The organism is Shewanella psychropiezotolerans, from assembly GCF_007197555.1.
Lineage (GTDB): Bacteria > Pseudomonadota > Gammaproteobacteria > Enterobacterales > Shewanellaceae > Shewanella > Shewanella psychropiezotolerans.
The window spans coordinates 3017791-3029999 of the sequence record NZ_CP041614.1; the positions used below are offsets into that span (position 1 = coordinate 3017791).

Here is a 12209-nt window from a genome sequence, read left to right on the forward strand (position 1 = left end):
TGCGCTATATTAACCCTTGTTTAGTTGCACAAACAACCGCCTGAACCTTGTTTTCAACGTTGAGTTTTTTATATATATTTTTCAAGTGATATTTCACTGTTCTCTCTGTAATTAAGCAAATCATAGCTATTTCCCAGGAGGTCTTACCTTCACAAGTCCAACCTAGTATTTCCCGTTCTCTTTTCGTCAACGACCCCACTGGAGATATGAGACGCGTCATGGCTTGAGCTGAAACGGTATTGATCAGTTTTAAGGCCGCAAGCTGCTCCGAGTTGAGTGAACGGCCGCAGACAGAAGTGATAGTTAACTCTTTATATATATGCCTGGTAGAAAGGTAACCAATACTGGCTCCCTCTTTTAACCCCACATTTTGAGCGCTATCGAGAAAGTTAAGCTGCTTTTCAGACAGTAATATCATCGAAGGGACAGAGGTCCAATTAAAAGGCTCCCTATATAATTTAGAACAGTTCACTACCGGATCAAGATATTGAAGTTTTTTCCTCTGATACAAACGGTCCCATTCTGCACTCATTGTCGAAAATCCAAATCCGGAACTAACTACTTTCTCAATATGAATCCTGTTATCCGGACGAATCATGAGAGTCATTAGGGCAACTCCCTCAACGTCAAGCACATGTTGCAAAGTCTTAGCACTCTGCATTATATCACCATAAGACGATGAAGAATTGAACATTTGATAAATGTGAGAAACTTTATTTATACTTAACAAGTTATAAGACCTTATCTCAATCTCAGGGCAAAGAGCGTGATATTTCCCTAAGAAGCTATCAACGCTGAGTCTAGTGTTAATGCCATTTTATCTCCTCTTCTAACATTGACTGAATACCGTTAAGAAGTGAGTGGCTAACGAAGGGACTTTGTTGCAATGATCTAGGTCTTTTGATGAATTTAGACTCTACGCGTCTCTGCGTGAAATGACTAATTTCTGTAAACTTCAGTCGCTCTCAGCCATAACTCAAAAAAGTATAAAGTGTTGCAGTTGAAATACCTCAATAATATCGTAGAGCAGAGTCACCGAGCGGTGAAGTGGAAGATGCGTACCGCCCTTGGATTCAAATCTGTGTCTGGGGCTGAAGCCACAATAGCGGGTGTCGAGTTATGGCAAATGCTTCGTAAAGGTCAGATGAAAGATGCTGGTGAAATGACGCTATGGGAGCAATTCTATTCTTTCGCGGCTTAACCGTGTCTGGAGAATACTGCGATCACTTCCTTTCCCGAAGATGCGACAGAACCTTAAAATCGACTATCGCGTTCAGAAATTAAATCAATCTGAGCTTACTTTTTTTTGCTGCCGAAGACCTTTTTAAAAGCAAAATCAGTTTTAACATCCAGAAATTTCATTAATATGTTCCTTTGTGCCAGTCATATTTCATGCTCAAGAGGCCCTGCGCCAGTTAGCCTGCTCGAGGTAAGAGATGATTTTACCATTTCTGTTTTTATTTAACAGGCGTTATCTTGGTAGATACCGATGTCGCTATTTTGCTGCTACTGCTGTCCAGGGAGAGGGAGGTGTGGTTTTTTCGGCCTCTTGATGGACCTCCTTTATGATTCCCCCTAGTTTGCTTAAAGTGGCTACCTTAATAGAGCTTTTACGCCACATTAACCCTATCTCCCGATAAGGGACTTCGCCAGACAGCGGCATCACATGCAGGGGTGTATGGTTAAGTATGCCTCCATCAATCGCCATTTGAGGCAGAAAAGTCGCGCCAGGCTTGCCGCTAATTAATTGGACTAAGGTGTGCAGGCTTGTGACCGTAATGGGGTTGACTTTTCCATGGCTATCAAGCAAGTGAGCGCGCAAAACTGACTTGGTCATGCAGCTTTCTTCTCGTAGTAAGTGGATACTGTTGCCCGGCAGGCGTTGGATATCAAGCGGCTCCCCCATGGCTTCTACTAATGTTGAGTGCACGACAAACTTAAACGGGTCTATACCCAGTTTCATATAATGATGCTTACCGACCTCTACAGGTACAGGCTGAGCGACCAGAAGCAGGTCCAGCTCTCCTCTGGTTAATGCCCCAGTAAGCTGTTCATCGGTATCCTCTGTGACCGTTAGGATTAAATCCGGATAATGTTGTTCGCAGTGCTCAAAAATAGGCCTCAGCAAGAACGGGGCTATCGTCGGAACACACCCTAACCGAACCTCCCCCGCCATTATACTTCTTTGGTTTTTAACCAATTCGACCAAGTCATTGGCCTCAGCCAATAATTTTCTGGCCCGCAAAACCACCTCTTCGCCCACGACTGTAAAAGCAAAGGTCTTCCTGAACCGTTCAAGCAATTGGTCGCCAAGCAGTTCTTCCAAGGTTTTTATACCCGTGGACAGCGTTGACTGGCTCACCCCGCACACTTTGGCTGCGCGGCGAAAGTTTTGCTCTTCGTGCAGGTGAGATAAATAAATCAGATTCCTAAGGCTGGGTAAGTCATTCATTGTGTTGGTTACTTTTCTTTTTGATTTTGTCATAACGTATAACTCCTACCATCACTGTGGACCACTTTTAGTGCCTCATTTGACTAATAATTGGGGATGGACCTATTGGTTGATACACCGATGAAACAATCTGACGGGGTTAATCCTATTCAGCTGATCGTATAAATCGATCGGATCCCGTTGATTGATCTGTTTTGTTGATCGCTGTAACGCAAAGCGAGCTAGGTGTGGAGTTGTTAGTAGCTTTCCACAAGTGCTCGCTATTTACATTTAAGTGTAGCCCTTATTAGTTATTCGCTGAGGACCTAAAAATGAAGCCAGTTGATTCGAATTGTACTGAGAGCCGCGCCGCAGCAGATATGCCACGATTGGATATCGTTTACTTGTTACACAAGAAAGGCCTTTCTCTGAGAAGGGTGGGGCAGGAGGCTGGCTTGGGGCCTGGGACGCTAAGTAAAGCGCTAGACCGCCCGTGGACCAAAGGTGAGCGCTTGATTGCTGAGGCTTTAGAAATGAAACCTCAAGATATTTGGCCCACTCGTTACGAAAGTATTCGATACGAAAATCGTCCGGTTTCTCTGCATGGGAAACTCAGAGTTAATTAGGTATAGGGCCCTATGAGGTTGATTACTGCATAGGCTAACCTTCCCCCAAAAAAAGGGGTGCCCCTTCGATAAAAGAACAAAAAAATACACATATCGCTTTGAGGACGCCTTGGTCTTCTCAGGGGTGTTATGTGAACACTTCATAAAGGAAGAAAAATGACCAGACTCATTGGCCCGATGGCCACGAATTTACTACTCAGCCTTTCACAGGCATTAATTTATCGGGAGGGGGAGCAATGATAGCAAGCAAACTTAATCTGTTAACGTCTCTGATGTTATCGACTCTACTCCTGTCGGGGTGTGGCGGTGGCGACTCAGGCTCTGACTCTCCCGCTGCTGGTCCTGTTGTAGAGCAAGCGCCGGTATCGGCCCGCGACGGCTTTAATGTGGTTGCGCCCGACGAACCGGGTTATGTTGATTTGTCGAGCCTGATAGAGAGTGGTACGGCAGGGGCTAAGGTAACCGATATTTATCTCGAATCCAGCCAGGGCAGCGGCGAGTGTGGTCAGGTGCAAACGGGTGAAGGCAGTGACATCTTAGGTTTGGGCTTTAATGTCACAGTCGAAGGCGCGGCCATTTGTGAATATGGTTATGAAGTTGAAAGTATTGCTTTATCGGGTCAGACTAAGACCCGTGCCAGGGCTAAAGTTATGGTGGCCAGTAGTGCAGGTGGCTCAGCCGTATTACCACCGATATCGATAGCTATGGCGATTAACGATGTTAATGTCACTGATGTTGAGGCAGCTCTGGGAACTGATTTCCCCGCTGGTTATACCTATCTGAAGATTTTAGTGTGTTAGGTGATGGTGATGTCACGGTCGACGCGCCTACCTTCTCCATCTCCTATACCGCCACGGCTGAAGGTGTGTCACGAGTAGTTTACGCTCTCGAAGGTGATATTGCTGGCGTGCCCGATATCAAGATGGGCACCTTAGATTATGCAGTGTCGGACAGTTTAAATAATGCGCCGACTGCGGCCAACTTCAGTTATGGCTCAGATGTTGAAATCAACACCAGTGTAGATATTGACGTTATTGACGCTATCAGTGATGCAGTTGACCTCGATGAGCTGCAACTCATCGAGGTAAAAAGCTATACCGCCAACGTGGCGTCAAAAAATGTCGGTGACTTAACCAACACCGTGTTTACGTTTGAAGCGCCGACGGCTGATGAGCACTACGTCAGCTATATGGTGTCAGACCATCGAGGCGGCTTCGCGACGGGTATTGTTGAAGTGACGACATTTGATGCCAATCAAGTCGCTCAATGGGGTGATATCGAAGAGGGGTTAAAATTATTTACCGCCCCGCATACTAAATTTACTGCAGAAAGTAACGGGATAGACATACAGGGGTTTTGGCGGGACAGTGCTTATAGCCCAAGTATCGATGTGGCGACATTCACCCTGGCGGGCGCGGTCAATTATTGTAGCACCCGTGGCCGATTACCAACGCCAGCAGAATTAGTTGATATGCATGCGGCCAAAAGCGCTAAAGTTAACTACCTATGGCCAACGGGTAAACCCTATATCACCGAAGAAGCAGGGACTGCGACCTTGGTAGACCTTTCTTGGGCGACCGCTCAACAATCTGCTGCTGGCGGCGACAGTTATTATGTCACCTGTATTGACAGCGGTGGGTTAACGTTTACCGGCTCAAGCTCCGCCGTAGCAGACGGGGTGAGTACTGCGGCACTGGCTATCGACTTTACTCGTGTTACAGGCCCGGTCGTTGACGCGTCGTTAACAGTGTCAGTAACTGGCAGTGCCAGCCTTAGCACTTCGGTACTCATAACCGATACTCGGGGCAATGACGATTTTACGCTAACCAATACCAAAGCCGAGTTGGTTACCGTGTCTGTTGAGTATATTACCGCCCAAAATGAAACTGTTACAACCGTCACAACTGTTGACTTTACTGCCGATGCAAGTACCGCGGCGCTGAATAGTCTGACCGTCACTAATGACAATGCAGGTAGCGACGGCAGCATGACCAATGGCTTTAATGCTACTGTCGTGGACGCCTACAACAATGCATTAAAAAATATTTTAATTGACGTTAGCTTTGACGGTGTGACGCCGCAGTTAGTCGAATTTCCTTCTGCGCTGATAACCGACGCCAGTGGTAATATCAGCTTTAATGTCACCAATACGGTGGAAGAAAGCGTATTAACCACTGCATCACTGACCAACAGTCAGGGCGTCTACTCTGAGCAAAGCGCGTCAACTAACTTTGTAGAATTACTTCCTTGGGGGCGCTCTTGTGCTGACTTAGTTTTATCCACCAATGGTTTGGATTATCATTGCCCGATGACTTCGAGTGAGCAAGTCGCTTATTGGGGTCAAGGGAAAAGTAAAGGTGCCGACTATTACGGTGCTTCTTGGGGACTTTTTAATATGGATGACAGCATAAGTTCTATCTCTGGTGCAAATGCATATTGTAGCCTGTTAGGGGCAAGTTTAGCGACAAAAGATGAGTTAGTGACCTTTAACGACACCTTTGGTACCACAGCGCCAGAAAATGACACCGACGGTTACGGAGATTTACATGCATTAAATGGTTGGCCTTATGGTCAGTTTTGGTCATCAACCAGCGCTGGCACTGGTACCTTTTATGGCTTCGACACGGTGACAGACACAGTAACCAGCTTCGCTGATACAAATAGAAATAGTTTAAAGGTCATCTGTGTCACGCCCACACCGGGTAACCCTGCTACGGCGATGGTAGACAGTATCACCGCACTCACATCGCTGGCACGTGCTGATGGCATCGCCACCAACTCGTTTGAGGTATTGGTGTTAGATGATACCGGTAAAATGGTGAAAGACGCCTTGGTAGAAGTAACCTTTACGGGTAGTGCAACCTTAGTCGAAACAGCGCAGAGCTTACTGACCAATGCTCAGGGTTTAGTGCAATTTAATGTTGTTAACACGGTCGAGGAGGATGTCACCGTGACCGCTCAGTACGTAGCTTCGATCGCAGGTCTCTCGTCGGTTGACAGCCTAAGCAGTTTTACCGCGTTAAGTTTTGAGGTTGTAGCAATGACAGGAGCCTTGATGAATTCGACGGAGTCGGATGAATTTTGTGGGGTGAGTGGTGGTGTAGTGGCGTCGAGAGAGCAGTACGAGGAATACTTTGGGTATTACGCACCAGTCGATGTATTGTTATTGATGTTCCCTGAGCTTGAAACAATACCAGGAAACGACGGGTTGCAGTACGTGGTCATGGCTCACCACCGTCAGCCGGTGCTCCAAAATTACGAAGCGTTTCCGGTAAACCCAACGAATAGTAATGTTGACATCTATTATCACAACAAGATGGCTTATAGTCTTACTAGCGTGAGGGAGATAAAGGCGACATTATGTGTGCAATAGGCCGATGAAGGATGTTACCGAGGCACGGGGAACGTAATAGCCCTGCCAGTGGACCTTTGTGAGCACGCGTAGGTGCTTCGCCACCCTCCATCGGTGACTCACCTGCACAGCACCAGTTGCGAACATAGTGCGTCACCCGCTCAGCCAGGCCAGTTTGTAAAGCTGGCTTGGTTTGGGCTTGCTCATAAAGCTTGCGTAATTTGGTTGCAAAATTAGTGAGGGCGCGTTTTCCTAGGCCGACATGGCCGTTTGAGTTGTATTGTAGCCCTAGCCAGTCAAAACCTTTGGCGGTTTTACCAATAAAGGTTTTACCGGAATGCTGTAAAGCCGAAGTGGTTAAATTACTGATTGAGTTGTTTGACCGCTTTACGCAGTGTGTCATGAGTATTGCGTAACAACAGAAAGAGCGGTTCTGTCGCATCTTCGGGAAATGAAGTGATCGCAGTATCCTCCAGACATGGTTAAGCAGCTAAAGAATAGAATTGCTCCCATAGCGTCATTTCACCTGCAACACTTCGATAATATAAGCGGCCATACCGGCGAACCAAAGCTGCCAATTCAAGTTATCCAGAGCCGCGCTGTTACTTCCACTTTTATCAATGACCACCTTCTCTAGTAAGCCATGCTGCCCGATAGCTTTGTTAAAGAAGTCTCTGGCGGCAGCTTCATCTCGCTTTTCACTTAACATAAAATCGATAGTGTCGCCGTATTTATCGACGGCTCGGTACAGGTAAAACCACAGGCCTTTAACTTTGATATACGTTTCATCCATTCGCCACAAGCCAGACACTGAGCGCTTCTTGCCGTGACGAAACACAGCTTCCAGCAAAGGAGCATATTCCAACACCCAGCGATGGAGCGTCGCATGGTCAACGTTAACACCACGTTCTGCCAGTAACTCTTCGATATCGCGGTAACTCAGCTTATAAGCAACATACCATCGAACGGCCATCAGTATAGTGGCTGAAGGAAACTGTTTTTGGCGAAGCTTAAGGCCATAGGGGAAATTCACATATCAAATAAAAAGCCAGCTTAACACCACTGCAGGGCTTGACTATTTATCATCTACTTATCAAATTCTGTATGTAGATCATTTCTTAAACTTCGAGATGCGACAGAACCCCCTCAAGTTATAGCGGCGAGATCTCAGTTTGCGACAGAGCCAGAGTTCTTCGTAGACGAGTGGTGATCTACACGTTTATTGTTAATATGTAGCCATTAGTTTTTTCGGCTTAAGCCTGGTCCGTAACCAAAATGCCGCTTATAAGCTTTAGCAAATGAATTTTCATTTAAATATCCAACTTCTATCGATACCTTTGAAACCGTCATGCCCTGTCTAAGTAGTTTTTTGGCCTTTGATAATCTTATGTGTGTTAAATACTCTAATGGACTTTGCTGTAAATATCTCTTGAAGTGAGAATGAAAGCTTGCGCGAGAATAGCCGCCGATATCAGCTAAACTTGATAAATTCCATTGGTGGCTGATATTACAAGATAAAGCTTGTAATACTTTTTTCATTTTTGGGTCTTGAAGCGCCTTGAACAATCCAAGGCTAGTGTTCTCATCTTGTAGTAGGTTTCTGAGCAAAGTGAGAAAAAAAATTTCGCTTAGCCTAGCAAGTACAATTTCATTAGCTTCTGCTCCTTGTAGTGCCTCACTGATTAAACAATCTACAATTCTATTGAGTGTCATGTTCATACTCAGTTTCTTAACAAGAATACATGAAGGGAGCTGTGCGATTAGTGGATGTTTTTTGTCTTCATCAAAGTCAAAATATCCACAAATCAACCCAGTGGAATTGTCTATGTTCGCTTCGATTGGGTATGAGATAAAGCTATTAGTATTATAAGCTATCTCTTCATTAGAATGATAACTGATGAGATGAGGAGCATCGTGAGGAAATATGACAATATCACCTTCACTTAATGGTTCTGCGAGATAACCGTCACAATAAAGAAAAGCCCCTCCAGAGCTTATAAGGTGGAAACTTGCCAGTCCGGTTCCTGAAGTGTCAGTACTCCATTCTCTGCATAACAGTGAGCGGTGGAAAATAGTTGCACTAAGGTAAAACGAAGAGAGGAGATTGATCACAATACATCACTTTTAAGTTGATTGTGCATAACATTTAGATTTTACACCATATCGAACCTCTTCGGATCTCTATATTCTTCCACGTCAAATAAAATAAGAGAAAGTGTGAATTGTTATGACAATAAAGCAGAAGATGTGGGGGCTTGTCGCTCTCTGCGTGGTGTCAATCGTTACCATTTTAATGGTTGCTATGGGTGCCAACAGCCGGATGGCTGCAATTAGCGATGTAATAGTTGAGGCTAGCCAATTGGAAGTTAGTTTACTTAATCTTCGCCGGAATGAAAAAGATTTCCAATTAAGATTAAATGAAAAATATAAAGTGAAATTTGAAAGTAACAGCCTTTCTTTTAAGAGGCAATTACAAGTTTTGATTAAAGATATGTCAGAATTGTCAATAGATGCACCGGTGCTAGAAGCGTTATCAATAAGTATAGATTCTTACCATACTCAGTTTATGTCTTACGCTATCGCCGCTGAAAAACTAGGGCTTGATAATGAGTCTGGGATGTATAGATTATTTTACTACAATATAACAACTCTCAGTAATACGGACAAAAGTGAAATCATCCGGTTACTCCGAAGCGCTGAACTATTCATAGCAACAAATACCCCTTCTTACTTAAAGGCGTACACTGAACTATACAATAAAACCAAAGGTGAAAAAACTGATGAAAATTACGCAGTTAAACAATTAAACAATACCTTTAATGAAATCGTTAAGCAAAAAGAGTTAATTGGGCTCAAGTATAATAGTGGGTTACGTGGGCATGTTCGAAGCAATGCACACAATGTAGAAGCTCTATTCTCTAAAGTAAGGATTCTTTTGGATACAGTGGAGAAAGAAGAGCGCTTACTTGTTTGGGAAGTTCTTCTATCATTGCTTTTTTTGATTGTAGCAGTATTTATTTTTATTGAATTTAAAATGATAAATAATATCATTACCCCCCTTGAAAACTTATCGAGAGTATTTAATGAACTTGGAGAGGAAGGGGGGGATTTACAGTATCGTTTGAATGTCATTGGTCAAGATGAGCTGTCTAAAATATCAGTAGGATTCAATAACTTTATAGGGAAAATCCATCATTCAGTAACAGAGGTCGCAGCATCTGGAGTCGAGCTGCTGGAGGCATCTAAATCTATAGAGGAGCAATCTAAGTTAACTTTCACGAATAGCTCACTTCAACGAGATAATGTGACTCAAACAGTGGCGGCTATTTATGAAATGGGCGCAACGGTCAATGAAATTGCAAATAATGCCTCACAGGCCGCAGATGCAGCAAACGAAGCTGAAAGCAAGGCAAAAGATGGACAGTTGGTCATATTGCAAACAACGGCACTAATCGAAACTTTATCCCTAGATATTAAGCATGCGAGTGATGTTGTAAGCACTTTATCAGACAATACCCGGCGCATTGAAGGTGTCTTAGATATCATTCGGGATGTGGCAGATCAAACTAATTTATTGGCTCTTAATGCAGCCATTGAAGCCGCAAGAGCTGGAGAGCAAGGGCGTGGCTTTGCCGTTGTTGCTGATGAGGTTCGCTTACTGGCAAGCCGCACATCAAACTCAACGAGTGAAATTCAGGAGATGATAGTGTCTTTGCAGGCTGAAGCTGAAAAAGCTGTTTTGACTATACATCGCAGCTTGGAACTCACTGACGAGGTTGTAGTATCCACAGCTAGCACATCTATTGCTTTCGCTTCTATTTCAGATAACGTTATTCTAATTTCAGACATGAATACACAAATGGCAACAGCAACAGAGGAGCAGTCAACGGTTGTAAATGAGCTTAATGTTAATATGGAAGTCGTACAGGATGGTACTCTGAAGTCGTCAGAAACCGCTGTTGAACTTACTGATTCTAGTGAGCGGCTAGACGAGCTATCTCAGCGTTTAGCTAAGATAGTGCAGGATTTTAAAATTTAGCCATTTCTAGAGTTATTAGCATTGTGAATACAGAAATTTTTGATTGGGTTAAGCGGTTAAATTTACCCATCAGTTTGATTATACTGAGTTTGTTATCTACATACTTTTTGCAGCCAACTATATATAGATTGATAATAAAACCATTGATATATATGGAATTGTCTTTATTTGGTGAAAGGTTAAGAGAAAATCTTCGTAGAGAGACTGAAATTATAAAAAAGCTTAACATCCCTAATGAATGTTCTGAATATGTCAAGATGGTATTGAGCAAGACGGCTTATGAGAGTCCAGAAATTCGAGAGGTAGAGTTGATAGTTGGAGAGCAAATATGTACTCCGGCAGGTTTATCCGCTCATAAAATTAGTGACATACTTGTTAATCCGCCTTTAGTTAGATATTCAAATGAAGTGGATGGTAAGGAGGAGGTAGGTATTATAATAAATGGCCCATCAAATGACTTCATTGTATCTTCTAATAAGTTGAGATTAGAAGATTTTTTTAGGCTTTACTGCGATAAGTGCCTCACATACAAATTTGTTATAACGGGAGAAAATGAACCTAAGCAACCTATTGACACTTGGTTTAAACTTGTGGATGACTATGGGATAGCGAAAGGGTATTTATTTATCCATTTGAAATTAAAGGAGCAATTATACAATAAGTATAACTACATACTCGTTATTTTATTTTTATTCTGTTATGCCTTTTTATCGGTATATATCAACCGAAAGTTACGAGCGGGCTATAGAAAAAAAGAACTTATAACAGCATGTGCAAACAATGAATTTATACCGTACTATCAACCTATTGTTGATAGTACTGGGCAAACAAAAGGAGTCGAAGCCTTAATGCGTTGGCGTGATAGGTTTGGACAGGTTTTACCTCCTGCGGCTTTCATTTATGACGCCATTAATCTGGAGGTTATTAATAACATGACGTTGAAAATAATGCTGTTATCTAAACATGAACTTAATACTGTAAATCATGGGCATGTCGATGACTTCTTTTGTTCTTTTAATCTAACAGCCTCTCAAGTTGAAGATAATGAATTTATTCAGTCCGTTATTGCAGTTCTTTCTGGCTGCTGTTTTCGTCCAGAAATAGAGATAACTGAAAGTCAAAAGTTTAATGATATTACCGCCGCCAAATCGAATGTTACTAATCTTAAAAAGTCAGGATTTAAAATAAAGCTAGATGATGTGGGAACAGGTTATGGTGGTTTTAGCTATTTTATCGATTTTGACATTGACTGTATAAAAATTGACAAAACCTTTATTGATATAATAGGGAAAGAATGTTCAAAGTTAGAAGTGCTAAACTCTATCATTGATATGGCTAGAACACTCAACTTAGAGATTATTGTAGAAGGAGTAGAAAGCGCTGAGCAAGTTAATTATTTTACCCTAGAAAAAGACATCTATATGCAAGGGTATTATTTTTCTAAGCCTCTCTCTGATGTAAAAGAGTTATTGTTGAAGTATAAAATCATAGCCAATAGCGCTTAAGGGCTAAACAGAAATAACCTTGACCGGTCCAGCGACAACTAGGGTGGCCGATTGTTCTGATGCAGCCTTAACCAATTCTGGCTCTGTTGCAAATCTATAGTCCTGCTGCAATATTCCTGTTGATGAGGAAGTCTCACAAGTTATAACTTGTGAGACTTCCGGCATGGTTCAAAAACGGTTCTGTCGCATCTTGAAGTTTCGGAGATGATCTACATGTAGAACTTGATAAGCAGACGATACATAGGTCAGCCCTGCA

General features: G+C 43.0%; 10 protein-coding genes and 1 pseudogene. 6 read left to right on the forward strand and 5 right to left on the reverse strand.

Annotated features, from left to right (window positions below):
• Positions 1-4 precede the first annotated feature (4 nt).
• Complete coding sequence (locus FM037_RS13315) at positions 5-661, reverse strand: LuxR C-terminal-related transcriptional regulator (RefSeq protein WP_229381184.1); 657 nt, start codon at positions 659-661, stop codon at positions 5-7.
• 327 nt (positions 662-988) lie between these two features.
• On the opposite strand from FM037_RS13315, the pseudogene FM037_RS13320 reads away from it, so the two are divergent.
• Positions 989-1201, forward strand: a pseudogene (locus FM037_RS13320) (DDE-type integrase/transposase/recombinase); the annotation flags it as partial.
• A 294-nt stretch (positions 1202-1495) separates the two neighbouring features.
• Here FM037_RS13320 and FM037_RS13325 read toward each other — a convergent pair.
• Positions 1496-2485 (reverse strand): LysR family transcriptional regulator, encoded by a 990-nt coding sequence (locus FM037_RS13325; protein WP_324617126.1) that lies wholly within the window; start codon positions 2483-2485, stop codon positions 1496-1498.
• 278 nt (positions 2486-2763) lie between these two features.
• Here FM037_RS13325 and FM037_RS13330 point away from each other — a divergent pair, with 278 nt between their 5' ends.
• The 3 genes from FM037_RS13330 to FM037_RS13340 all read left to right on the forward strand — a co-directional run bounded on the left by FM037_RS13330 (position 2764) and on the right by FM037_RS13340 (position 6430).
• A complete protein-coding gene (locus FM037_RS13330; protein WP_144046406.1) occupies positions 2764-3057 on the forward strand; it encodes a helix-turn-helix domain-containing protein in 294 nt (97 codons plus the stop codon).
• A 236-nt stretch (positions 3058-3293) separates the two neighbouring features.
• Positions 3294-3857 carry a hypothetical protein gene (locus tag FM037_RS13335; protein ID WP_144046407.1) on the forward strand — a complete coding sequence of 188 codons (564 nt, stop codon included), beginning with the start codon at positions 3294-3296 and terminating at the stop codon, positions 3855-3857.
• Positions 3851-6430 carry an Ig-like domain-containing protein gene (locus FM037_RS13340; protein ID WP_144046408.1) on the forward strand — a complete coding sequence of 860 codons (2580 nt, stop codon included), beginning with the start codon at positions 3851-3853 and terminating at the stop codon, positions 6428-6430. Before FM037_RS13335 ends, FM037_RS13340 begins: the two co-directional genes overlap by 7 nt.
• Here the strand turns inward: FM037_RS13340 and FM037_RS13345 are convergent.
• The 3 genes from FM037_RS13345 to FM037_RS13355 all read right to left on the reverse strand — a co-directional run bounded on the left by FM037_RS13345 (position 6390) and on the right by FM037_RS13355 (position 8521).
• Entirely contained in the window at positions 6390-6812 is a 423-nt protein-coding gene (locus FM037_RS13345; protein WP_144046409.1) for a hypothetical protein, read from the reverse strand. The genes FM037_RS13340 and FM037_RS13345 overlap by 41 nt on opposite strands.
• A 114-nt stretch (positions 6813-6926) precedes the next feature.
• Positions 6927-7442: an IS6 family transposase gene (locus FM037_RS13350; RefSeq protein WP_267874880.1), complete on the reverse strand. Its 516-nt coding sequence runs from the start codon at positions 7440-7442 to the stop codon at positions 6927-6929.
• A gap of 206 nt (positions 7443-7648) precedes the next feature.
• A complete protein-coding gene (locus FM037_RS13355) occupies positions 7649-8521 on the reverse strand; it encodes an AraC family transcriptional regulator (RefSeq protein WP_144046411.1) in 873 nt (290 codons plus the stop codon).
• Positions 8522-8636: 115 nt separating this feature from the next.
• Here FM037_RS13355 and FM037_RS13360 point away from each other — a divergent pair, with 115 nt between their 5' ends.
• Positions 8637-10448 carry a methyl-accepting chemotaxis protein gene (locus FM037_RS13360; RefSeq protein WP_144046412.1) on the forward strand — a complete coding sequence of 604 codons (1812 nt, stop codon included), beginning with the start codon at positions 8637-8639 and terminating at the stop codon, positions 10446-10448.
• A gap of 23 nt (positions 10449-10471) precedes the next feature.
• A complete protein-coding gene (locus tag FM037_RS13365) occupies positions 10472-11953 on the forward strand; it encodes an EAL domain-containing protein (protein ID WP_144046413.1) in 1482 nt (493 codons plus the stop codon).
• Positions 11954-12209: the final 256 nt, after the last annotated feature.